The organism is Gemmatimonas sp. (genome assembly GCF_021298855.1).
In the GTDB taxonomy this organism is placed as follows: domain Bacteria; phylum Gemmatimonadota; class Gemmatimonadetes; order Gemmatimonadales; family Gemmatimonadaceae; genus Gemmatimonas.
In genome coordinates this window covers 13,063-35,989 of record NZ_JAJTHI010000011.1, presented here as the reverse complement: position 1 = coordinate 35,989, position 22,927 = coordinate 13,063, and the positions used below count along the sequence as shown (strand labels likewise).

Genomic DNA, 22,927 nt, shown 5'->3' with positions numbered 1-22,927 from the left:
CGTGAACGAACTGTTCGTGCGCCGGTCCCTTGCCGACGCGGCGTTTCCGGTGGCCGCCGCCGAGGCGTATCGGGCGCTGCTGCGCGATGCCCACCGGGTCCTCGATGAGGCAGGTATCCCACGGGACGGACGACGCAGCTGGATCATCCCCGGTCGCATCGAAGTGCTGGGCAAGCACGTGGACTATGCCGGTGGCCGCTCGCTGCTGTGCACCGTCGAGCGCGGCATCGTCCTGGTGGCGCGCCCGCGCGACGACCGGCACGTCGTGCTGCGCGACGCGCGCCGTCGCGAGGCGATCTCGCTGTCACTCGATGCGAATGCGCGCGGGGCGGCTCCGTGGGTGATCTATCCGCGCACGGTGCTCAACCGGCTGCAGCGCAACTTCGGCGACCGCCTGCAGGGCGCCGACATCTCCCTGGCCAGCAACCTGCCCCCGGCGGCCGGTGTCTCCAGCTCCAGCGCGCTGACCGTCGGCCTCACGCTGGCGTTCGCCGCGCTCGGCGATCTGGAATCGCATCCGCTCTGGCGCGAGGCCATCACGGACCGCGCGGCGCTTGCCGGCTATGTGGGGGCGCTGGAGAACGGCATGGACTATGGCGTGCTCTCCGGCGAGAAGGGGGTGGGGACCATGGGTGGCGCGCAGGATCAGACGGCCATTCTCTGCTGCGAGCGGGCACGGCTGGATGTCTTCTCGTGGGCGCCGGTGCGTTTCGAGCAATCGGTCGGGTGGCCTGCCACCCACACCTTCGTGATCGGCGTCAGTGGCGTCGTGGCGGCCAAGACCGGTGCGGCCAAGGAGCGCTACAACCGGGCGGCCCGCACGGCACGCCGGTTGGTGGACGCGTGGAACGCCACCGGACAGCTGCCGGTGCGCACGCTGCGCGAGGCGTTTGTTGCCGCCGCCGGCGACACGCCGCTTGATGAGGTGCCCGCGCCGCTGCTCACGGCTGCCGAAGCCGCCGCCGATGCGGAGTTCTCGGCGGGCCACCTCACCGCGCGGCTCGGGCAGTTCTTCGACGAAACGTTCGTCATTGTGCCGCAGGCGGCCGAGGCGCTCGCGGCCGGGCAGCTGACGCAGTTCGGGCGGCTGGTGGACAAATCACAGGCAGGCGCCGAGCGCGCGCTCGAGAATCAGATCGCCGAAACGGTGCACCTGCAGCGGTATGCGCGGGACCTTGGGGCCACGGCCGCCAGCGCCTTCGGTGCGGGATTCGGCGGCGCGGTGTGGGCCATGGTGCCCGCTGTCGATGCCGAGCGCTTCGCCGCGCGATGGCGCGACAAGTACTTGCGTGTCCATCCGAACGCGTCACACCGGTCGGTGTTCTTCCGCACGGCCCCCAGCGCACCGGCCCTCGAGTTGCTCGACGCCGCCACCCACCTCGCCGAGTAGCCGTTACCCCGCCGCCTGCAACAGCACGAGGCGCAGCAGTCGCTCAATGCCGCGTGCGCCATGGGCGTCGTCGTACCACTCGTGGCGGGAGTGTGCACCACCGCCGCGTCCACCGGCACCAACGGCAATGGCCGGGATGCCGCGCGCCAGTGGCACATTGGCGTCCGTGCTCGCGACCGCCGAGCGTGGGGTGCACCCCACACGGGCCGTGGCGTGCGCGGCCGCCTCGACCAGCGGGTGCGCGGCATCGAGTGTCCCTGCCGGCCGGTCACCCAGCACCGTGACCTCGGCCCGCAACCCTGGCAGCGTATGCCACGCCACGAGTCGCCGCAGATCGTGACGTACCTGTTCGATGCGCGCGGAGGAGGTGCCGCGCACATCGATCTCCACCCACGCCTGCTGCGGAATGGCGGTGAGCGATTCCCCGCCGTGCATGCGCGTCACATGCACGACCGCGTCGCGGGATCGTACGTTGCCAAGACGGGCGGCCGCCGCAATGAACCCGCCCAACGCGTGAATGGGATTGGCCGCGTCCGCCTGCACCCAGCTGTGTCCACCTTCTCCGTGCAGGGTGACGCGCAGACGATGCGAGCCGACCGCGTGATGCACGATGGACTCGTCCCCCGGCCCATCGATGGCAATCACGGCGTGCGGCGTCATCCCCTGCCGGGCGGCGTCGTCGAACCAGGCGCGCGCCCCGCGCAGGTTGCCGTCTCCCTCCTCGCCCACGGTGGCCACCAGGTGGACGGGGCGCGTCAGGCGTGCGGCGAGCTCCGGCGCGCGCAGGAGCCGAGCCAGTGTGAGCAGTGCGGCCAGCCCGCGTCCGTTGTCGCCAATGCCGGGGGCACGGATGACGGGGCCGTCGCGGTGCACCGGCACCAGGTCCATCGGGGCGCCGTCTTCGTACACGGCATCGAGATGCGCCATGCACACCAGCGGGGGCCGCGTTCCCTCGCCGAGCACAACGCAGACGTTCCCGGCCGCATCGAGGCGCACGGTGGAGGCGCCGGCGCGCCGCAGTGCCAGTTGCACCAGACGCGCCCGGGCACTTTCGTTGCCGGTAGGAGCGGGCGTCTGCGTCAACCGGATCTGCTGGTCGAGTGTCCAGCTCCGGTGCGCCACGGCAACATCGGTGAGCGCAGAGCCCCACGCATCACCGGCCGCCGACATGCCATCGGCGCCTCGAGGTCCCTGTGCCATCAGCCGCCCCTCACCACGATCTTGCCGATGCCGCGTGGCGCCCACGCGGGAACGTCCTCGCGCTCGCCGTCGTGAGCTTCCTCACCGACGCCTCGAGCGAAATCATCGCCCCGCTTCTCCCGCTCTTTCTGGTGGGCACGCTGGGCTCGTCGGTGCGCATGGTGGGGGTAATCGAGGGCGCCGCGGAGGCGGTGGCGGCGCTGCTCAAGGTGGCCAGTGGATGGTGGTCGGACAGGGTCGCTCGCCGCAAGCCGCTCATCGTGGCCGGGTATGCGCTCGCCTCACTGGTGCGGCCCCTGGTGGCGGTGGCCCAGACGGGAGGGCAGGTGCTCGCCATTCGGCTCACCGACCGGGTGGGGAAGGGCATACGCGGGGCGCCGCGCGATGCGCTGCTGGCCGCATCGGTGCCTGCCCGCCAACGGGGGCGCGCGTTCGGCTTCCACCGCGCCGCCGACCATGCTGGTGCCGTGGTGGGCCCGCTGGTGGCCCTGGCCTGTCTGCAGTGGGCGGGGATGCCCGTGCGTGACGTGTTCTGGGTGGCCGCCGTGCCGGGCGCGCTGGCCGTGCTGGTGGCCGCCGTGTGGGTCCGCGAGCGCCCCCTCGAGACGCCGCCCCGCCCGGTGGCGCCGCGGCCCGCGGCCGCACCGCTGCCGCGCGACTTCTGGCGCAGCATGGCCCCCATCGTGCTCTTCACGCTGGGCAACTCCACCGACGCGTTCCTCCTGCTGCGCGCCTCGCAGCTGGGGGTGTCCACCGCCCTCATCCCGCTGCTGTGGGTCGTACTGCATCTGGTGAAGAGCGCCGCCTCCACCCCCGGCGGGGCACTCTCCGATACGGTCGGCAGACGACCGCTGCTCATTGCCGGATGGCTGCTCTATGCCGCGGTCTACGCCGGCTTTGCCCTCGCGACCGCCGAGTGGCACGCGTGGGCGCTCTTTGCCACGTACGGCGTGGTGTTCGGACTCACCGAGGGCACCGAGAAGGCGTTGGTCGCCGACCTCGTACCGGCGGGGCGGCGGGGCACCGCGTTCGGCTGGTATCACGGTGTGGTGGGCGTGGCGGCGCTGCCGGCCAGTGTGCTCTTCGGCGCGGTATGGGATGGCTGGTCGGCCAGCACCGCCTTCGGCATGGGCGCCACCGTGGCGCTGGCGGCCGCGGCGTGGATGGCCGCGACCGGCAGTGCCCCCCCTCAGCAGCAGCGAGAACCGGTGGCCTTGTAGCGCGCCGTGAGCCGCTCGCGTTCGAACGTCTCACGGTCGAGCGGTGCGCACCCCGGGTAGCGGTGCCGCATGTGCACGAGGTAGGTGTCATAGTCGGGCACGCCGATCATGCGTCGCACCACCGCCGCGGCCCGCCGCCAGGCGGCGAGCCAACGACGAACGGGCGACGCGGACGGCGAAGCCCCCGTCCCGACGGGAGCAGCGGGCATCAGCGCCGACTCCACGTCGCGTACATCACGCGCCCGTGAGCTGGGTGCGCACGAACGGCGTCTCGCTCGACACCGTGGCCTTGCGGCCGCTCGTCACGGCCAGCCACTCCTTGATGGACGCCCCCAGAATGACGATCACCGACACCAGGAAGAAGGCGGCGACACCCGCGTCGAGCTGATCATTGAAGATCATGCGCTGCGCCGCTTCCACGGTCTTGATGTTGGCCGGCAACGTGCCCGACGCGATCTGCTGCTTGAGGAGCGCGGCGTGCGACAGGAAGCCCAGCTTCGGGTCGCTGGAGAAGATCTTGGTGAGCCCCGCCGTCATCGTCACGATCACCAGCCACACCATGGGCAGCAGCGTCACGAAGGCGTAGCGCGCCTTCCCCATCTTGATGATGACCGTGGTGCCCACGCACAGCGCCACCGTGGCCAGCAGCTGGTTGGAAATGCCGAAGAGCGGCCAGAGCGAGTTGATGCCGCCGAGCGGGTCGGTGACGCCCTGGTACAGGAAGTAGCCCCACATGCACACGAACAGCGCGCTGGCGAAGATGCCGGCGGGATACGACGAGACCTTGCCAAGCGGCTTCCAGATGTTGCCCAGCATGTCCTGCAGCATGAACCGACCCACCCGCGTGCCGGCGTCGAGCGTGGTGAGGATGAACAGCGCCTCGAACATGATGGCGAAGTGGTACCAGAGCGCCATCGTGGCTTCGCCGCCCAGCGCCTGCGAGAACAGGTGCGCCATGCCCACCGCCAACGACGGTGCCCCACCCGTGCGCGACAGCAGCGAGTTCTCCCCCACGGCCTTCGCCAGGGCATCGAGTTCCGCGGCCGTGATGGGCTTGAACAGGGCCCAGTTGTTGATCGTATCGGCGGCGGCCATGGCCGTGGTGCCGATCACGCCGGCGGGCGAGTTGATCGCGAAGTAGATGCCCGGGGTGAGCACGCAGGCCGCAATGAGCGCCATGGTGGCCACCAGCGACTCCGTGAGCATGGAGCCGTAGCCGATGAGGCGGGCATCGGACTCGCGCTTGAGAATCTTGGGCGTGGTACCACTGGAAATGAGCGCGTGGAACCCCGAAATCGCGCCGCAGGCAATGGTGACGAACACGAACGGGAAGAGCTTGCCGGAGAACACGGGGCCCGTGCCGTCCACGAACTTGGTGACCGCCGGCATCTCGAGCGGCGGCAGCACCCACAGAATGCCGATCGCCAGGGCCACCACCACCCCCACCTTCACGAACGCCGACAGGTAGTCGCGCGGCGCCAGCAGCAGCCACACCGGCAACACCGAGGCCGCGAAGCCATAGATCATGATGGCGATCGACAGCGTCGTGCCGTCGAGCGTGAAGACGGGCGCCCACACCGCCGACTCCGATACCCACTTGCCGGCCCACAGCGACACGCCGAGCAGCACGAGACCGATGGCCGTGGTCTCGAGCACCGCGCCCGGGCGCACGTAGCGCATGTACAGCCCCATGAGCAGCGCGATGGGAATGGTGAGGCCGATCGTGACGGTGCCCCAGGGGCTGTCGCGCAGCGCATTCACCACCACCAGCGCCAGCACCGAGATGAGGATGATCATGATGCCCAGCACGGCGATGAGGGCCGTGCTACCGGCCACCGTGCCGATCTCCTCCTTCGCCATCTGTCCCAGCGACTTGCCGTCGCGACGGACGGAGGCGGCCAGGATCACGAAGTCCTGCACGGCGCCTCCCAGCACCACCCCCACCAGAATCCAGATCGCTCCCGGAAGGAAACCGAACTGGGCGGCCAGGGTCGGCCCCACGAGCGGGCCGGGGCCGGCAATGGCGGCAAAGTGGTGCCCGAATACCACCCACTTGTTGGTGGGCACGTAGTCGCGCCCGTCCTCGAGCCGCTCGGCGGGCGTGGCCCGCTCGGCGTCGAGGTTGAAGATGTCGTGCGCAATGATGCGGCTGTAGAACCGGTACCCAATGAGGTACGTGCACACGGCAGCGGTCAGCAGCCAGGCCGCGCTGACCTGCTCACCACGGTTCACGGCCACGAAGGCCAGGGAACCCGCGCCGAGGGCGGCCAGGGCCAGCCAGGGGAGGACTTTCAGCAGTCGAGTCACGCGGAGGGGGGAAAGGTGGGAACCGACGTGCCCATATGCAGCATGGGGCGGCGGCTTGTCAATGAACGCGCAGCCACGGGGGGGCGTTGTCCCGCTGTCGGACTCCCCGTTCCTATCGGCCCGCTGCCGGGAGTGGCTATTCTTCGTGATGCCCACACCCGTCACGCTCATCCCCGGCGACGGCATCGGTCCCTCGATTGCCGACGCCACGGTTCGCATCCTCGACGCGGCCGGGTGCGATATCGCCTGGGACCGGCAGGTGGCCGGCATGGCGGGGGTGGCCCGCTGGAACGACCCCATTCCCGACGCCACGCTCGATTCCATCAAGCAGACACGGGTGGCGCTCAAGGGGCCGCTCGAAACGCCGGTCGGCGAGGGGTTCCGCTCCATCAACGTGGCGCTGCGCAAGACGTTCGATCTCTACGCCAACGTGCGGCCGGCGCGCACCATCGTGCCTGGCCGCTTCGAGAACATCGACATCACGCTGGTGCGCGAGAATACCGAGGGGCTGTACATCGGCGTCGAGCACTACGTGCGCATCGGCGACGACCCGCGGGCGGCGGCCGAGTCGGTGGCCATCATTACCCGGCAGGGGAGCGAGCGCATCGTGCGCTACGCCTTCGAGTACGCCCTGGCCCACGGGCGGAAGAAGGTCACCCTGGTGCACAAGGCCAACATCCTCAAGTACTCGCAGGGGCTCTTCCTCGACGTGGGGCGCATGGTGGCCCGCGAGTACGAGGGGCGCATCCTGTTCGAGGAGCGCATCATCGATGCCATGGCCATGCACCTGGTCATGCGCCCCGAACAGTTCGACGTCGTGGTCACCACGAACCTCTTCGGGGATATCCTCTCCGACGAGATCTCCGGGCTGGTGGGTGGGCTGGGGCTCGCGCCAGGCGCCAACATCGGGCGCAACACGGCCATCTTCGAGGCGGTGCACGGCACGGCCCCCGATATCGCCGGCAAGAACATCGCCAACCCCGGGGCGCTCATCCTCGCGGCCTGCATGATGCTCGAGCACATCGGCGACCGCGACAACGCGACACGCATTCGCGACGCATTCGAGAGCACCATCCGGGAGGGGCGTGTGCTCACGCGCGATCTGGGTGGCACCGCGGGCACCGACGCGTTCGCCGACGCCGTGATTGCGAAGCTTGGCTGAGCCCGCGCTCTCCACGCCGGCCACCGTGCGGGTGCTGCACCTGTCGGACATCCACTGCGGGCACCCCTTCGTTCAGGCCCATGTGGACGCCGCCCTGGTGCTGGCCCGCGCGCAGCGCTGGAACGCCATCGTGGTGTCGGGGGACTTCTCGCAGCGCGCCCGGGTGCACGAGTTCGAGCAGGCGCGCGAGATCGTGGCGCAGTTTCGCGCGGTCGCGCCCGTCATCACGGTGCCCGGCAACCACGATACGGCCTGGTGGCACGCGCCCTTCGGATTCGGCGAGTTCGCACGTCTGCATGCGCGCTATCGCGAATACATCTGCGAGGACACCGAACCCACCGTCCAGGTGCCGGGGGTGACCATGGTGGGGCTCAACTCGGCGTGGGGCACCCACCCCGAGTCACTCACCTGGTATCCGCGCGACTGGCGCGTGAAGGGCGGGCTCACCGACGCGCAACTGCAGCAGGCACACGCCCGCCTTGCCGCCGCGCCGCCGCGCGACCTGCGCCTCCTCGTGGTGCATCACAACGTCGTGCGCGGCCGACTCTCCAACCGCTGGGGGCTCAAGCAGCCGCGGCGTGTGCTCGATACCCTCGCCACCATGCCGGTGGATGTGGTCTGCACGGGGCACGACCATGAAGAGCGGGTGGAGCTGGTGGCCGATCGTGTGCTGGTGAGTGCCGCCAACACGCTCTCCAGCCGCATGCGGGGCAGGCGCCCGAGTGCCCTGAACGTGATCGAGGCGAGTGCCGAGACGGTCACCGTGCAGGCGTGGAGCTATCGGGATGGCGCGTTCACGCGGGGAGCCATGCAGCTCACCGCGGCTCGCTCCGCTCCGGGAGTACCGGCTCCCCGCTGAAGAGCGCCTGCTGGGCGAGTTGCCGCTCGATCTGCTGCAGCAGCTGCTGCAACTCGTCCATCGTGCCCTTCAGCGCCCTGCGGAACAGCCACCGATACCAGGCCCCTTCGGCGGCCCCCGCCAGTACCGCGGCCCCGGCTCCCGCAATGAGTGGGGCGGCGCTGAGCACGGGGACGCCCAGCGTCGCGCCCAATCCGACGGCAGTGCCGAGAAACGCGAACACGCCGGTCATGGCCATCAGGACCAGATCGAGGGCCACGTTGCGGGCGAGCCCGGCCCGCAGGTCGCCGGTGAGCACCACTTCGCAGGCCGGGGTGGCGGCGGTACCGCGCGGATGCAGCGTCACGTTGACGTCGAACAGCTCGATCTGCTCGAGCCGGAAGCGAAGCTGCTTCTCCGACGCAAAGCCGACGAAGGGATTCGCATAGGCTTCCAGCAGGCGCGGCACCTTGAAGCGCATGATGCCGCCGTCGAGTGGGTGCCCGTTGATCGTGTCCTGCAGGGTGAACTGGTGCGGCGCACTCGTGAACACGGCGCCGAGCGCCTGCAGCGTGGCCTTGGGTGAGGCCGGAATGACCCGCGACACCGAAATGGCGCGGTCGGTCGTGCCCAGCAGCCGGGTCATGCGTCGGTCGTCACGGTCGGAGACCGGGGCCGCCAGCGCAGTCGACGTTCCCCCGGCCCGCAGCTCGGCCAACGCAATCGCCACGTACTGCCGCGAAATCCCGGCTTCCACCGCGGCCGCTTCCACGTCTCGCACCCGATAGGACTCGTCAGGTAGCGGCACATCCGCGGACGATGAGGGCCGCCGGTCGTCCGCCGGCCGGTTGGACCCACTCCGCGCCACGCGCGCGCCCTCGAGGGCCGCGTGCCGTTCCATGCGATGGGCCGCCTCGGCCTGCAATTGCGCCGCGCGCTGCCACACCAGCCGCGCCTCGTCTTCCGAAAGGACTCCAGCCGGCGACGCGTCGGCCTGCGCCTGCTGGGCCGCTTCCACTTCCCGCAGCAGGTCGTCGAACGTGCTCGCCAGCAGATCCGCGGTCGCGGGGCGGTCGTCGGGGGCCTTGCTGAGGCAGCTGTCGATGAGCGCCGCGAGCCCGGTTGGCACCGTGGGCGTGCCCACCAGCGAGAGCGCGGGCTTTGTCACGTGCGCCACCAACACCGACTGGGCCGTCCCCTCGAACGGCGGGGCGCCCGTGAGCATGTGATACGCCACGCACCCCAACGCATAGACATCGCTGCGACCATCCACCACCTCGTCCACGCCCTGCTCGGGGCTCATGTAGTGCACCGAGCCCAGCACGTTCCCCAGCAGCGTCAGCGATGAGTCGTACGTGGCGTCACGCGCGATGCCGAAATCGGTGATGACCGCCCGCCCCGATTCACGGTCGAGCAGGATGTTGTCGGGCTTGATGTCGCGGTGCACCACTCCGCGGGCATGCGCGTAGGCCAGCCCCCACGAGACCTCCCGCAGGATGCGCAATGTCTCCGCCACGGGCAGCGCGCCGCGATCCCGGAGTCGATCACCCAGCGACTCGCCGTTGATGTACCGCATCGTGAACCACACCACCCCGTCGGTCTCGTCGGCGCGATAGACGTCGATGATGTGGGGGTGCTCGAGACGGGCGCTGGTGCGCGCCTCGCGCAGGAACCGCTCCCGCATTGCCGGGTCGGCGTGTTCGCTCCGCAGCACCTTCAGGGCCACCAGACGGTCGAGGAAGCGGTCACGCACCAGCCACACGGCCCCCATGCCGCCCGTACCCAGGAGGCGCACGGTGTCGAAGCTCGTCGTCAGGGCGGGGGGAAGCGGAGTCGCGGAGGGCGGTGTCATGCAAGAAGGGTAGGTGCGTCGGGTGGCGCTTGGCAAAGGGTTGGGGTCGGGAGACCGGCGGACCGTGGCGTGGGCGTTGCCCGAACGGGGGGGCACGTCCAAGTTGCTGTCGTGTCCCTCTTCGACGATCTGCAACTCGGGTTCTTCACCGAGGCGCCGGCCCCGGCCCCCGCCGTGCCGTCGTCTTCGCCATCGTCGTCACCGTCACCGTCACCGTCGCCGTCGTCGTCGCAGCTGCCGGAGTCGGACAGGGGACGTCAGGTCCGCGGCCGGTCGGCGCTGCGGGCACGCACCGCCGTGCTCTTCTCGCGCCTCCAGGACATGGGGCTGCGCGGTGTGGAGCAGCTGGTCCTCATGCGGACACGCACCGTCATGGTGTCGCTCATTGGGCGCACCCTGCGCGTGCATGAAGGCTATTCCGAAGCGCCCGAGACGGTGTTGCGGGCCATCGTGGCCTTCGCCACGGCCCGCACCAGGGCCGAGCGCCTGGCGGCCCGCGAGGTCATTCTGGCGCACGATGTGGAGCGGGCGCCGGTGGCCCGGCGACAGGAGCCGGCACGCCCCGGCGATGCGGCGCTGCTCACGCAACTCACCGAGGCGCATCGCCAGCTCAACGCGCAGTGGTTTGGCGGCACCCTCAAGAGCATTCCGCTGCGGCTCTCCGGTCGAATGGCCACGCGGCTCGGGCACTACGACCCCGGCTCGCGGCACCTGGCGGCGGAAATCGTCATGTCACGCACCCACATCGTGCGGCATGGCTGGCGGGAAGCCATGCACACCCTGCTGCACGAAATGGTGCACCAGTGGCAGCACGAGACCGGACGCCCGGTCGATCATGGCCCCGAGTTTCGCCGGAAGGCGCGCGAGGTGGGCATTACGCCCGCGGCGCGGCGCGACGTCACGCCACTCGAACGCCGGCGCGAGCGACAGGCACACGCGCGCTGAGCATAGCGCGCGCCCGTCGTCGCCGCGTTCGTGCACGGGTGCCCCATCAGGGCGGGAGCGTCCCCGTGCGCAACGCCTGCCGGAAGCTGGCCCCTTCGGCAAAGGTGCCCCCGCCGCCGCTCAACCCACCCTGCGTCCCACCGCTGCCAATGACCGTGTAGCCGGTGGACCCACTGCCCAGCCCCCAGGCGGTATTGAATCCGGCAACGCCCGACAGATCGGGCATCGCGAGCGTCCAGTTCGCACTGCCGCCTGTGTAGCCGCGCGACACGGATACCGTCCACGTGTTGGGCTGCTGCAGATACTGCACGGCCATCACATCACCATAGTCCGCCTGCCACAGCCCGCTCAGCGAGAGCCGGCGATACGGCGCGGTGGCCGCGATGGCGGGAACGAAGGTGGGCAGCACGGCACCGAGGGCCACGGTGCGATCGCTCAATTCGCGATTGAACTGCGTCACGGATCGGGTGGACGTGGTGGGCCCGGCGCTGTTCACGGCGACCGCCTGGATCTGATGCTGGTCGCCATTGAGCAGTTGCGCGCGCGGTACGCCGAAGACGCGCTGCGTGGCAATCGCCACCGGCTGAGTGGCTGTGGTCAGGGGCCCCGCCACGCCATTGGTGGTCAGGAGGAGCGTGGCGAGTGACACCTGATCACCGCCGGCGTTCAGCACCGACACATTCGCCGTCGCGACCGCAAACGATTCGTTGCCGTTGAAGTCGAGCGTCGGGATGCTGCTGCCCGCTGTGTAGTCCACATTACGCCGCAGGATGCCCCGGTCGGCCTGAACGCCCACGTTGCCCACACTGGGCGCGCTGCGAAAGGCCACGAGATCGGTGAGGCCATCGGCCACCCCCGACAGGGTGAAGGTCGTGGCCGGGCTCGCGATGAGTGTGCCGCTGCCACCAACACTCACGAACGACAGCGCGCCGGCCGGCACGTTCGTCACGGTGCCCGTGAGCGACTTGGTGCGGCGGCTCCCCACGCACTCGTTGCTCGCCTGGAAGCCCAGCTCCGCGGCCGTCAGGTAGCTCACGAACACATCGGCACCGCCCCCCGCGCGCGGTATGGCGTAGGCCACCGCCCCCACGGTGCTGGCCGGCACGGCGTACGCGCGCGTGCTGCTCCCCGTCGGCGTCAGCGCGGTCCACGCGCCGCTCGTGCCCGTCTGATAGGCAAACCAGACCGGGAACCGCTCGGGCGCACAGAAGGTCCAGTTCACCGTATTGCCGCCGCTGCTGGCAGGGGTCACGGTGAGGGTGAGCGTGGTGGTGGCCTCCCGCACGCCCGCGCCCTGTGCGCGCACGGTCACGGGGTAGCTGCCCGCCGGCGTCGCGGCCCCCACCACAAGGCCCAGTTGCGCCTGCGTGCCGGCGGCTACCGCCGGCGTGAACGTGGCCGTCGTCCCCGCCGGCAAGCCGCTGGCCGAGAGCGTCACGGTGCCGGTGAACCCGCCGGCGCGCGCGATGTTCACCGTGGTCAGTGCCGTCTGTCCTTGCACCACCGAGAGCGTCGCGGGCACGGTGTTGATGCTCACGCTGCCCGCTTCGGCTGCGGTGATCGTGAGGGTGAATGGGCTCGTACCGCTCGCCCCCCCTGCGCCCGTAGCACGCACCGCCAGCGCGTAGCTGCCGGGCGCGGTGGTGGCGGCCGCGTTCAACGTCATCTGCGCGCCGGTGCCCGCGACCGGGTTCGGGGTGAAGGTTGCCGTGAGCCCCGTCGGCGCCCCCTCCAGCGCCAGCGTGAGGTCACCAGCCAGCCCGCCGGTGCGTGTCAGCACCAGCGGAATGGCGGTGGCCGATGAGGTGCCCTGCGACAGCTGCTGTGCCGTGATCGCCGACACCGTGACGCCGGGGGGCGTGGCAACCGTGAGGGCGAACGGGATGCTCGTGGTCGCGACGCCCGCGCCGGTTCCCGTGATCGTGAAGGACGACGTGCCTACGGCGGCCGTGGCGCCCACGGCAATGGCGACCGTGGCACTGGTCACCGACGTGGTGAGCGACGCAGGGGAAAACGTGACCTGCACCCCGTTGGGTACCCCCTCGGCCGCCAGCGTGACCGTCCCCGCGTAGTTGCCGCCGCGCGTGAGCGTCACGGTGGTGGTGGTGGTGGCACCGCGCGAGGCGGTGGCGGCCGACGGTGCGAGCGCCAGCGCAATGCTGGGGGCGGGGGGCGGCGTCACCGGGGCAGGGGAGTCGCTGCCCCCGCCACAGGCGGCAAGCAGCACGCTGAACAGGGCGAGAGTGCGGCGCATGCAGGGAAGGGAGAACGGGCCGGAAACCAACGCGAAGCAATCTGACGGAAACGGGCGCGGCGGCGAGATCCCCCGGTTGGTCACGATCGTGACGCAGCGCACACTGCACGCAAACACACGGAGCGCGAAAAGCAGCGCGGGGCGCCACTGCCCGGGCACTGGCGCCCCGACTTCACCGTCGCACGACGCCGGTTGCCGTTACGGCGACACGGTGCCGGTGCGAGCGGCCGATCGGAACGTGCCGCCTTCGCCAAACCCCAGGGCGTTGTTCCCCGGGGCGAAGAGTCCACCAAGCCCCGTCAGCGACCAGTTCGTACTGGCGTTGGCGAGCCCCCACGCTGTGTTGAAGCCGCTCACGCCGGCGACATTGGGCACCGCGAGCGTCCAGGTTGCGCCGCTGCCGGAGTAACTGCGCGACATGGTGACCGTCCACGTGTTCGACGTCTGCGCCTGCTGGAAGAAGGAAACACCTACCGTTCCGCGCCCCGATTGCGGAATGGCATACGCCACGCGGCCCGCCCGGCCGCTGATGTTGAACGAATACACACGGGTGGTGGTCCCGCTGGGCGTCACGGCATTCCATGCGCCCCCGGTGCCGCTCGTTCCCTGCGTCACGGTGAGGGCGCTGGCCGCGGTGGTGACGCCAATGGTGGGCGTTGGGGCGCGCGGTGATGGGGCCCGCGTCGTCTCCGCCGCCACCCGAACAGGCGGCAAAGACCAGGGAAGCAGCGCTGTGGTACGGAGTCTGGCCGGCTCGGTGCGGGAGAGTGGAAGGGACGATGAGAACCAGGAAACCACTCGTCCCTGCTATCGTGCAAAGGCGCTCACCGCAACCAAGCTCGGGCTTGCCCGGGTGCCTCCCTTGCCGTACGCCTTGCTACATTAGGGGGGTCGACCTTTTCCCCCTCTCCCGCAGCGCCCAATGGCCCTCGATACCCTGCTGGCGAGCGCGATCCCTGCGCTCCCGTCCGTGGAACTCACCGCTCACCCGGGCGACCTGTTCAACATCGATGCGGCGCTCACCGAAGAAGAGCGCGCCATTCGTGACACGATCCGCGCGTTCGTCAACGAGAAGATCCTGCCGATCATCGGCGACTGTTACGTGCAGGGGCGCTTCCCGGACGAGCTGATCCCCGAGCTCGCCGAACTGGGCGTGCTCGGGGCGAACCTGCCGGAGGAGTATGGCTGCGCGGGGCTCTCGAGTGTCGCGTACGGGCTCATCATGCAGGAACTCGAACGTGGCGACAGTGGCATCCGCTCGTTCGCCTCGGTGCAGGGCGCGCTGGTGATGTACCCGATCTTCGCGTTCGGCAGTGAAGAGCAGAAGCGCCACTATCTGCCGAAGCTGGCCAAGGCGGAGATGATCGGCTGCTTCGGCCTTACGGAGGCCGATTACGGATCGAACCCCTCCGGCATGATCACGCGGGCGCGTCAGCAGGCCGACGGCAGCTGGGTTCTGAACGGCGGCAAGATGTGGATCACCAATGGCTCCAAGGCGCACATCGCGATCATCTGGGCCAAGACCGGCGACAGCACCGATGACAGCAGCATCCGCGGCTTCGTCGTCGATACCGCGTTGCCCGGATTCCACGCCAAGGATCAGCACGGCAAGTTGTCGCTCCGGGCCAGTCACACCTCGGAATTGGTGCTCACCGATGTGCACGTCCCCGCCGACGCCATCCTCCCGCTGTCGAAGGGCTTGAAGAGCCCGCTCATGTGCCTCACGCAGGCCCGCTACGGCATCTCGTGGGGCGTGCTCGGCGCGGCCATGGCGTGCTTCGAGGAAGCGGTCAGCTACGGCAAGACGCGCATCATGTTCGACAAGCCCATCGGCGGCTTCCAGATTCAGCAGGTACGCCTCGCCGACATGCTCACGGAACTCGTGAAGGGGCAGCTCGTGTCGCTGCACCTGGGCCGCCTCAAGGACGCGGGCAACTTCACCCCCACCCAGGTGTCGCTGGCCAAGCGCAACAACGTGGACATTGCCACCAACATTGCGCGGGAAACACGGCGCCTGCTGGGCGGCAACGGCATCCTGGCCGAGTACGCCGCCATGCGGCACATGGCCAATCTGGAGAGCGTGTACACGTACGAAGGCACGCACGATGTGCACTCGCTCATTCTGGGTCAGGCCATTACCGGGCTGAACGCCTTCAAGTAACGGCCAACGGCAACGGGGGCCGGGGCGTTGCCGTTCACGCCCGCGGTCCCCGGGGCCATGCAGGCTGTGCCGCCGTGGCCCCGTGGTAGGGGACGCACCCAATGTGAAGCAACCAGTGGTGGGGCATGCCCGTGTGTCGTGCGTATGTCGTAGGCGCGCTGCTGGCGCTGGCGGGGCTCGCCGGCATCGTACCACGCCCGGCCCTGGCGCAAATCCAGGTGGTGGACAGCCTTGGCGGCGCGGTGCCGTACGCGATTCTCGAATCGCCCTCGGGGCAGCGCGTGGTCACCGACGCCGCCGGCATGGCCCGGCAAGCCCGACCTGCGGACGGCCCGTGGCTCGCCCGTCGCATCGGGTATCGGCCGGCGCGCAGCACGAATGCCGCCGATCGCATCGTGATGTCACGCCTACCCGCGCTGCTCTCGGCCTATCGCGTGGAGGACGCCGCGCGGTGTACGGCGCAGGACGTGGCGGCCCAGGCATCCGCCGGCGTGGTCGAGGCGGTCCGCACGGTGTTTGCCGAGTATGCCGAACGCCGCGAGTTGGCCAGTCAGGAGCGCACGGGCTTCTCGTTCGCCGTGGAAACGATCCTCGAGACCGAAGACGGGCGGCGTCTGGAGGGGGAGAGCGACACGGTGACCATGCCGGTCCTGCCGTCCAACCGGCCGTACGAGGCGGGACGTGCCATGGAGCGCATCGACGGCGACTGGGTCGTGCGGCGCCCGTCGCTGCGTGACCTCACCAGCAACCGGTTTCTCGAGACGCACTGCCTGAGCATCACCGAGTACGCCCCGGACAGCCTGAGCGTCGTGCGGTTCATGCCGCGTGAGGATCTGGCCGGCCCGCAGCTGATCGGACGCTATGTGGTGGACCAGCGCACCGGCCGCCTGCACAGCGACACGCTGGACTATCTGCGCCCGCCGAAAGGCGCACCGGGGCAGGCGCGCATGGTCGGCCGGTACGCCGAGGGCGCGGAGTTGCTGGCGGTGCCACTGCGCATCGTGGAAACGGTCTCACCGTCGGAGATGCGCGTGTCGCTCGATGGCCGGCGCCTGCGCGTGGTGCGTACAGAGCGCACCTTGACGCGTCTCTCGCCCTGACGCGTTGGTGCCCCCTGCTTCCCGCTTCCTGACCGCCAGCCCCCTGCCGCCTCCCTTGCCGTGGAGACCCACCGCCCACCCGGCCTGATGCGTGCCCAGCCGCAGGAAGGTGTGACCGCACGCTTGTCTCCGATGTTTGCGCGCATAGGTTCCGCCGCAACAGTGGTTTCCTCCTCAATCCCCTGGAGATGACGCACATGCTGCACTCCGCCGCCCGCTTGGTCGCGGTCCGGTCGCGCACCCTCGGTGTGGCGCTCGGGCTCGTGGCAGCGAGTCTGGCCCCACGCGCCCCCCTGCACGCGCAGGGTACTGGCACCATTGCCGGTACGGTCGTGAACGACAAGAACGGATCGCCCATTGGCGACGCCCAGATCGCGGTCGAAGGGCGCAACGTGGGCACCACCTCCGACAACGCCGGCCGCTTCCGGTTGGCCGGGCTCACCGGCACCGGACAGGTCCAGATTACCGTGCGGCGCATCGGTTTCCAGCCGCGCACCGTGGGGGCCACCATTGGCGACGCCAATGTGCGCATTGCCCTCTCCGAGCGCGCCATGGAGCTCACGTCGGTGGTCGTGACCGGAACGGCCGGTGTGGCCGAGAAGCGCGCCATCGGCAACGCCGTCAGCACCGTGAATGCGGCCGAAATCGTGGCCACTCAGCCGGTCAACTCGTTCCAGGAACTTCTCAATGGTCGTGCGAGCGGCGTGAGTATCGTCGCCAGCTCCGGCCAGGTCGGCACGGGGTCGCGCATCCGCGTGCGCGGCGCGTCCTCGCTGTCGCTCGCCAACGATCCGCTCATCTACGTCGACGGCGTGCGCGTCGACAACACGCAGGCCTCCGGGCCGAGCAATCAGGGGTTCGGCTCGGCTTCGATCTCGCGCTGGAACGACTTCAACCCCGATGACATCGAAAGCATCGAAGTCATCAAGGGCCCGGCCGCGGCCACGCTCTACGGCACCGAAGCCTCCAACGGCGTCATCCAGATCATCACCAAGAAGGGTGCCGCCGGCCGCCCGGTATGGAACCTGACCGCCCGCGGCGGTTCCAGCTGGGTGCCCAACTGGCTCAATCGTTTCGACGACAATTACGGCACCGTGCCGCGCGCCGGCAGCGCCACGGCGCTCGATACGGTGAGCATCTCCACGCGCCAGCTCAACGACTCGCTCAACGCGCGCTTCGGCAACGATGTGTTCACCAGCGGGCAGCTGCAGGACATCCAGATGTCGGTGTCCGGTGGCACCAACGCCGTGCGCTACTACGTGGGCGGCGGGTACGAGGAGAACCAGGGCGCCGAACGCGTCAATCGTCTCCGTCGCACCAATCTGCGCGTCAACTTGCAGGCCAACCCGTCGCCCAGCGTCGACGTGCAGACGAGCCTCGGCTACACCACGGGGCGCACGTACCTGCCGTTCGAGTCGGGTGGCGGCGGGGCCGTCTGGGGCACGCTCTTCTCGTCTCCCTCGTTCTTGTATGGCGGTGTGGGGGTGAACTCCCGCACCCCGGGCAATCCGCAGCTGGGCTTCCGCTCGGGGCCGCCCAACGCCTACTACGAGGCGTACGACGTCTTCCAGGACGCCGACCGCTTCACCGGCAGCTTCCAGTTCACCAACCGCCCGGCCAAGTGGCTCAACCACCGGCTCATCGTGGGGCTCGACCGGCTGGCCGAGAACAACGAGGACCGGACGCCGCGCAACGACCTCATCGCCGCCACGTATGCGGCGTTCGCCGGGTCGGGGCTGCCGACCGCCGGCGCCATCTCGGCCAGCACGCGCGACGTGACGCTCACGTCGTACGACTACGTCGCCAACGCCGAATTCCAGCCGTCGTCGGCGCTCAAGAGCGTGACGTCGGTTGGTGGGCAGATCTATCTGCGCCAGACGCGCTTCCGTGCCATCAGCGGGGCGACGTTCCCCGCCGTGGGGCTCACCTCCATCTCGTCGGCGAGCATTCGCAACGTGGGCGGCGACGAGCTTACGCAGAACAACACCGTGGGCGCGTTCATCCAGCAGCAGTTCGTCTGGAACGATCGCCTCTTCGTCACGGCGGCGGTGCGGACCGACGATAACTCGGCCTTCGGCACCAACTTCGATGCTGTCACGTATCCCAAGCTCAGCGCCTCCTGGGTGGTGAGCGAGGAGCCGTCGCTCCCCATTCCGGCGTTCATGAACCAGCTGCGCCTGCGCGCTGCGTACGGTGCCTCGGGGCTCCAGCCGGGCGCCTTCGACGCCATTCGCACGTACACGGCGGCCGGCGGCTTTCTTACCCCCTCCTCGGCCGGTAACGCCGACCTGGGCCCGGAGCGCAGCACCGAGCTCGAACTGGGCTTCGACGCGGGGCTGTGGAATGACCGGGTGGGCATGGAGGTCACGTACTTCGGCGGCTCCACCCGTGACGCCATTCTGTCGCGCCAGGCCCCGCCGTCGAACGGCTTCCCCGGCTTCCAGCTGTTCAACGCCGGCCAGGTGGATCGGCAGGGGCTCGAGTGGGTGGTGCGCGGCACGCCGCTGCGCCGCGACAACCTGTCGCTCGATCTCACGCTGAGCGGTTCCACGACCGCCTACAACATCGCGTCACTGGGTGGGTCCACCCAGTTCGTGTCCTTGTCCAGCAACATCGGGCACCGCGTGGGCTATGCGCCGGGTGCCTGGTGGGACCGCCGCATCGTGAGCGCCGACTACGACGCCACCACCCGCCGCGCCACGAACGTGCTCTGCGACAACGGGGCGGGCGGCACCGTGGCCTGCGCGCAGGCGCCGCGCGTCTTCCTCGGCAACTCGGTGCCCATGCAGGAAGGCTCGTTCTCGGCCGGTCTCACGATGTTCAAGCACCTCCGCGTGAACGCCTTCGTCGACTGGCGCGGTGGCTACAAGAAGCTCGACGGCAACTACCGCGTGCGCTGCGGCGCGTTCGTGCTCTGCCGTGAGCTGTACTACCCCGACGAGGTCACCGATCGGGCGCAGCTGGCCGCCGTGCAGGCGGGTACCGCGTTCACGCATCACCTCATTCACGACGCCAGCTTCGCGCGTTTCCGCGAGCTCTCGGCCACGTACACCCTGCCCGGCAACTTCGCACGTCGTGTGGGCGCCACGCGCGCGTCCATCACCGTGGCCGGCCGCAACCTGGGGCTCTGGACGAACTTCCCGGGCATCGAGCCCGAGGCGTCGTTCAACGGCGGCACCCGCGGTGGTGCCTTCGGTCAGTGGGAGCAGAACGTGCTGCCGCAGCTTCGTCAGTTCGTGACCACCGTCAACTTCAACTTCTGACCATCATGCGAAACACGATGAAGGTCCTGACGGCGGTCGCGTCGCTCGGCCTCACCGCCGCCTGCGGCAATTTCGATCGCCTGCTCACGGTACAGACCCCCAGCCGTCTGGCCGAAGAAGCATTTCTGGTGCCGGCCAACGCGGCACTCATTTCGGCCAGCGCCGTGGCCGACTACGAATGCGCCCTGGGCGGCTACGTGGTGGCCAGCGGCCTGGCCGCCGGTGAGCTCGTGGACGCCACGCAAACGGCGGCGCGCTGGAACTACGACCGCCGCAACGTGGAGGCCGTGGATGCGCTCTACTCCACGAGCGGCTGCGAGGGCATTGGCGTGTACACGCCCATCAATACGGCCCGGTACACCAACGACCAGGCGGTGCAGCGGCTCTCCGAGTGGACCGATGCGCAGGTGCCCAACCGGCAGCGGCTCATTGCCCTGAACTCGGCCATGGCGGGCTTCAGCCTGCTGCTGCTCGGCGAAGGCTTCTGTGAGGGCGTCATTGGTCTGGGCAGTGCGCTCACGCCCACGCAGCTGTTCGATTCGGCGGAGGTGCGTTTCACGCGGGCCATTGCCGCCGCTACCACCGCCGGCGATGCCAACGTGCTCAACCTGGCCTACGTGGGCCGGGCGCGCGCGCGCATCAACAAGGGGGCGAAGCCCGGCGCGGCCGACGATGCCGCCCGGGTACCGGTGGGCTTCGTGTACAACGCCACCGCCGACGCCACCATTGGCCGCCGCAACAATCGCATCTTCCAGCAGGTGAACCAGTCCAACGCCACCAGCGTGGCGCCGGCCTATCGCACGCTGAACGATCCCCGCGTGTCGGTCACGGACCTCAACCGTACGGCGCCGGACCAGATCAATCGGCTCTGGAACCAGAACAAGTACAGCAGCCTGGTGGCCACGTACCCGATTGCCACGGGTCTCGAGGCGCAGCTCATCCTGGCCGAAGCGCGGGGCGGGGCCGCCGGGGTGGCCATTCTCAACACGCTGCGGGCCCGTACGGGCGTGGCGCTGCCGCCGCTCACCGCTCAGGAATCGGCCAACGTGGATGCCGCGGTGGCGGAAGAGCGCCGGCGCGAGCTGTTCCTGCAGGGGAACCGCTGGTTCGACGTGAAGCGCTTCAACCTGCCGCAGGTGCCGGCGGCCGGGGCGCTGTACGCCAAGGGCGGCGTGTACGGCGACCAGCGCTGCTGGCCGTTGCCGGACGCCGAAAAGCTGGCCAATCCGAACTTCGGGCGCTGAGCCGGGCAGAGTAAACGGGAACCGGTCGCCGTACCGGTGCCCCGTGGGACGGACGGGTCGGACGTGCCTGCGGGCGGGTCCGACCCGCGCTGTTTTCGGACGGTCGCGGCGCATTGCCCCCCTCTGTCCCCGTCCCTTAGCTTGCGGACACGTAGTCTCCCAATCCTACCTGACATTCGAACGGAGCGACCGCGGTGAAGATCGCCGTGTGCATCAAGCGCGTCCCCGTGATGGAAACCAAGTTCGCGATCGCGGCCGACGGCACGCGAGTGGACGAGGCGGGGCTCAAGTACGACGTGAACGACTTCGACCTCTGGGCCATCGAGGCGGGGTTGCAGCTCAAGGAGAAGAACAACAACACCGGCGAAGTGGTCGCCATCTGCCTCGGCCCCGATGCGGCGCAGGAGCAGATCCGCAAGGCGCTGGCCATGGGGGCCGACCGCGGCGTGCTGTTGCAGGCGGCGGCGGTGCCGGCCGACGGCCTGGCCGTGGCGCGCGCGCTGGCGGCCGAGCTCAGGGAGGGTGGCTACGATCTGGTGCTCTTCGGGCGCATTGCCATCGACTCCATGAACCAGATGACGGGGCCCATGGTGGCCGAGCTGCTCGACCTGCCCTGCGTGACCAACGTGTGCAAGCTGGAGATCAGCGGCGGCACCGGCCGCGCCGAGCGTCAGCTCGAAGGCGCCAGCGAGGTGGTGGAGTTCCCGCTCCCGGCGCTGCTCACCATCGACGACGGGCTCAACAAGGAGCGCCTGCCCAGCCTCAAGGGCATCATGGCGGCCAAGAAGAAGCCGCTCGATGTGAAGCCGGCGCAGTTGGGTGACATCAAGGTGTCGGTCACGAAGATGGTGCTCCCGCCCGAGCGCGCCGCTGGCCGTATTCTCGGCGACAGCGCGGCGGCGGTGCCCGAACTCGTCCGTCTCCTCCAGACTGAAGCGAAGGTGCTCTGACCATGGCCAACGTTCTTGTTTTTGCCGAAGTCCGTGCGGGCGACCTGCGCAAGGTGGCGCTGGAGGCCGTGACGGCCGGGCGTCAGCTCGCCGATCTGTCCGGCGGCGGCAGCGTGCACGCGGTGCTGGCCGGCGAGGCCGGCATTGGTGGCAAGGCCGGTGCGCTCGCTGAGCACGGCGCTGACAGTGTGCTCGTGCTCGAACATGCCGGCTTCGCGCAGTACAACCCCGAGGCGCTGGCGGCCACGTTGGCGCAGCGGCTGTCGGGTGGCACGTACGGTTTCGCGGTGTTCAGCGCCACCGCGCAGGGGCGTGACCTGTCGCCGCGCGTGGCCGCCAAGCTGGGTAGCGGCCTCGCCCCCGACCTCACCGGCTTCACGGTGGAAGGCGGGAACGTGGTGGGGCAGCACTTCAACATGAACGGCAAGACCATCGCCACGCTCACGCTCACCGGCTCGCCGGCGGTGCTGTCGGTGCGTCCCGCCGCCTTCCAGCCGGTGGCGAATGCGAAGCCGCTGGCCACCGAAGCCATTACGAGCGCCACCGATCCGTCGGCCTCACGGGTGAAGGTGGTCGAGCTCAAGCAGGGCAACACCGGCAAGATCGACCTCAACGACGCGCCGGTCATCGTGGCCGGCGGTCGCGGGCTCAAGGCGCCGGAAAACTTCACGCTGTGCGACGAGCTGGCCGACGCCTTCGGCAACGCGGCGGTCGGGGCCACGCGCGCGGTGACCGACGAGGGCTGGCGGCCGCACTCCGATCAGATCGGGCAGACGGGCCGGAACGTGAGTCCGAACCTCTACATCGCCGTGGGCATCTCGGGGGCCATCCAGCATCTGGCCGGCATGCGCACCTCCAAGACCATCGTGGCGATCAACAAGGACAAGGACGCCCCGATCTTCAAGATTGCCGATTACGGCATCGTGGGGGACGTGTTCGAGGTCATGCCGGCCCTCACTGCGGCGGTCAAGGCGGCGCGCGCGCAGGGCTGACGTCCCCTTGGCACGCGCAGTCGGACAGGACGGGCCCCATCGCCATCAA

Annotated in this window: 17 protein-coding genes; 11 read left to right on the top strand and 6 right to left on the bottom strand. The window is 69.5% G+C overall.

Annotated features, from left to right (window positions below; genetic code table 11):
* Window position 1: 1 nt before the first annotated feature.
* On the top strand, window positions 2–1,390 hold the full coding sequence (locus LW840_RS05545; protein WP_291267783.1) for a galactokinase family protein: 1,389 nt from the start codon (window positions 2–4) through the stop codon (window positions 1,388–1,390).
* A gap of 3 nt (window positions 1,391–1,393) precedes the next feature.
* Here the strand turns inward: LW840_RS05545 and LW840_RS05540 are convergent, their stop codons facing one another.
* On the bottom strand, window positions 1,394–2,590 hold the full coding sequence (locus LW840_RS05540) for a M20/M25/M40 family metallo-hydrolase (RefSeq protein ID WP_291276571.1): 1,197 nt from the start codon (window positions 2,588–2,590) through the stop codon (window positions 1,394–1,396).
* Window positions 2,591–2,661: 71 nt separating this feature from the next.
* Here LW840_RS05540 and LW840_RS05535 point away from each other — a divergent pair, with 71 nt between their 5' ends.
* On the top strand, window positions 2,662–3,810 hold the full coding sequence (locus LW840_RS05535) for an MFS transporter (protein WP_291276570.1): 1,149 nt from the start codon (window positions 2,662–2,664) through the stop codon (window positions 3,808–3,810).
* Here LW840_RS05535 and LW840_RS05530 read toward each other — a convergent pair.
* Both LW840_RS05530 and LW840_RS05525 read right to left on the bottom strand, forming a co-directional pair.
* Window positions 3,780–4,019, bottom strand: a complete 240-nt coding sequence (locus LW840_RS05530) for a YbdD/YjiX family protein (protein ID WP_291262506.1) — start codon at window positions 4,017–4,019, stop codon at window positions 3,780–3,782. The genes LW840_RS05535 and LW840_RS05530 overlap by 31 nt on opposite strands.
* Window positions 4,020–4,044: 25 nt before the next feature.
* Window positions 4,045–6,117, bottom strand: a complete 2,073-nt coding sequence (locus tag LW840_RS05525; RefSeq protein ID WP_291267780.1) for a carbon starvation CstA family protein — start codon at window positions 6,115–6,117, stop codon at window positions 4,045–4,047.
* 148 nt (window positions 6,118–6,265) lie between these two features.
* On the opposite strand from LW840_RS05525, the gene LW840_RS05520 reads away from it, so the two are divergent.
* Together LW840_RS05520 and LW840_RS05515 are read left to right on the top strand one after the other, a co-directional pair.
* Window positions 6,266–7,279, top strand: coding sequence for an isocitrate/isopropylmalate family dehydrogenase (locus tag LW840_RS05520; RefSeq protein WP_291276569.1), 1,014 nt, complete (start codon window positions 6,266–6,268; stop codon window positions 7,277–7,279).
* On the top strand, window positions 7,272–8,138 hold the full coding sequence (locus tag LW840_RS05515; RefSeq protein WP_291267778.1) for a metallophosphoesterase: 867 nt from the start codon (window positions 7,272–7,274) through the stop codon (window positions 8,136–8,138). Before LW840_RS05520 ends, LW840_RS05515 begins: the two co-directional genes overlap by 8 nt.
* On the opposite strand, the gene LW840_RS05510 is transcribed toward LW840_RS05515, so the two are convergent.
* A complete protein-coding gene (locus LW840_RS05510; RefSeq protein WP_291276568.1) occupies window positions 8,095–9,969 on the bottom strand; it encodes a serine/threonine-protein kinase in 1,875 nt (624 codons plus the stop codon). The two genes, LW840_RS05515 and LW840_RS05510, sit on opposite strands and share 44 nt — an antisense overlap.
* A gap of 111 nt (window positions 9,970–10,080) precedes the next feature.
* Here LW840_RS05510 and LW840_RS05505 point away from each other — a divergent pair, with 111 nt between their 5' ends.
* The gene (locus LW840_RS05505; protein WP_291276567.1) at window positions 10,081–10,914 is read left to right on the top strand and encodes a SprT-like domain-containing protein; all 834 of its coding nucleotides are present in this window, start codon (window positions 10,081–10,083) and stop codon (window positions 10,912–10,914) included.
* Window positions 10,915–10,960: 46 nt separating this feature from the next.
* On the opposite strand, the gene LW840_RS05500 is transcribed toward LW840_RS05505, so the two are convergent.
* Window positions 10,961–13,168: a hypothetical protein gene (locus LW840_RS05500; RefSeq protein WP_291276566.1), complete on the bottom strand. Its 2,208-nt coding sequence runs from the start codon at window positions 13,166–13,168 to the stop codon at window positions 10,961–10,963.
* Window positions 13,169–13,366: 198 nt separating this feature from the next.
* A complete protein-coding gene (locus LW840_RS05495) occupies window positions 13,367–13,882 on the bottom strand; it encodes a hypothetical protein (RefSeq protein WP_291267774.1) in 516 nt (171 codons plus the stop codon).
* A gap of 208 nt (window positions 13,883–14,090) precedes the next feature.
* Between LW840_RS05495 and LW840_RS05490 the strand changes: the two genes are divergently transcribed.
* The 6 genes from LW840_RS05490 (at window position 14,091) to LW840_RS05465 (ending at window position 22,878) form a co-directional block, all read left to right on the top strand.
* Window positions 14,091–15,329, top strand: coding sequence for an acyl-CoA dehydrogenase family protein (locus LW840_RS05490; RefSeq protein ID WP_291276565.1), 1,239 nt, complete (start codon window positions 14,091–14,093; stop codon window positions 15,327–15,329).
* A 125-nt stretch (window positions 15,330–15,454) separates the two neighbouring features.
* Window positions 15,455–16,429 (top strand): hypothetical protein, encoded by a 975-nt coding sequence (locus tag LW840_RS05485; RefSeq protein ID WP_291276564.1) that lies wholly within the window; start codon window positions 15,455–15,457, stop codon window positions 16,427–16,429.
* A 197-nt stretch (window positions 16,430–16,626) separates the two neighbouring features.
* A complete protein-coding gene (locus LW840_RS05480; protein WP_291276563.1) occupies window positions 16,627–19,692 on the top strand; it encodes a SusC/RagA family TonB-linked outer membrane protein in 3,066 nt (1,021 codons plus the stop codon).
* Between the two features lie 5 nt (window positions 19,693–19,697).
* Window positions 19,698–20,936, top strand: a complete 1,239-nt coding sequence (locus tag LW840_RS05475) for a RagB/SusD family nutrient uptake outer membrane protein (protein WP_291276562.1) — start codon at window positions 19,698–19,700, stop codon at window positions 20,934–20,936.
* 194 nt (window positions 20,937–21,130) lie between these two features.
* Window positions 21,131–21,886 (top strand): electron transfer flavoprotein subunit beta/FixA family protein, encoded by a 756-nt coding sequence (locus LW840_RS05470; protein WP_291260742.1) that lies wholly within the window; start codon window positions 21,131–21,133, stop codon window positions 21,884–21,886.
* Between the two features lie 2 nt (window positions 21,887–21,888).
* Window positions 21,889–22,878 carry an electron transfer flavoprotein subunit alpha/FixB family protein gene (locus tag LW840_RS05465; RefSeq protein WP_291267448.1) on the top strand — a complete coding sequence of 330 codons (990 nt, stop codon included), beginning with the start codon at window positions 21,889–21,891 and terminating at the stop codon, window positions 22,876–22,878.
* Window positions 22,879–22,927: the final 49 nt, after the last annotated feature.

Bases quoted from the DNA above. Each gene is read 5' to 3' on its own strand.
- LW840_RS05530 (WP_291262506.1), bottom strand. From the start codon at position 4,019: ATGCCCGCTGCTCCCGTCGGGACGGGGGCTTCGCCGTCCGCGTCGCCC.
- LW840_RS05480 (WP_291276563.1), top strand. From the start codon at position 16,627: ATGCTGCACTCCGCCGCCCGCTTGGTCGCGGTCCGGTCGCGCACCCTC.
- LW840_RS05520 (WP_291276569.1), top strand. From the start codon at position 6,266: ATGCCCACACCCGTCACGCTCATCCCCGGCGACGGCATCGGTCCCTCG.
- LW840_RS05540 (WP_291276571.1), bottom strand. From the start codon at position 2,590: ATGGCACAGGGACCTCGAGGCGCCGATGGCATGTCGGCGGCCGGTGAT.
- LW840_RS05510 (WP_291276568.1), bottom strand. From the start codon at position 9,969: ATGACACCGCCCTCCGCGACTCCGCTTCCCCCCGCCCTGACGACGAGC.
- LW840_RS05475 (WP_291276562.1), top strand. From the start codon at position 19,698: ATGCGAAACACGATGAAGGTCCTGACGGCGGTCGCGTCGCTCGGCCTC.
- LW840_RS05465 (WP_291267448.1), top strand. From the start codon at position 21,889: ATGGCCAACGTTCTTGTTTTTGCCGAAGTCCGTGCGGGCGACCTGCGC.
- LW840_RS05490 (WP_291276565.1), top strand. From the start codon at position 14,091: ATGGCCCTCGATACCCTGCTGGCGAGCGCGATCCCTGCGCTCCCGTCC.
- LW840_RS05500 (WP_291276566.1), bottom strand. From the start codon at position 13,168: ATGCGCCGCACTCTCGCCCTGTTCAGCGTGCTGCTTGCCGCCTGTGGC.
- LW840_RS05485 (WP_291276564.1), top strand. From the start codon at position 15,455: ATGCCCGTGTGTCGTGCGTATGTCGTAGGCGCGCTGCTGGCGCTGGCG.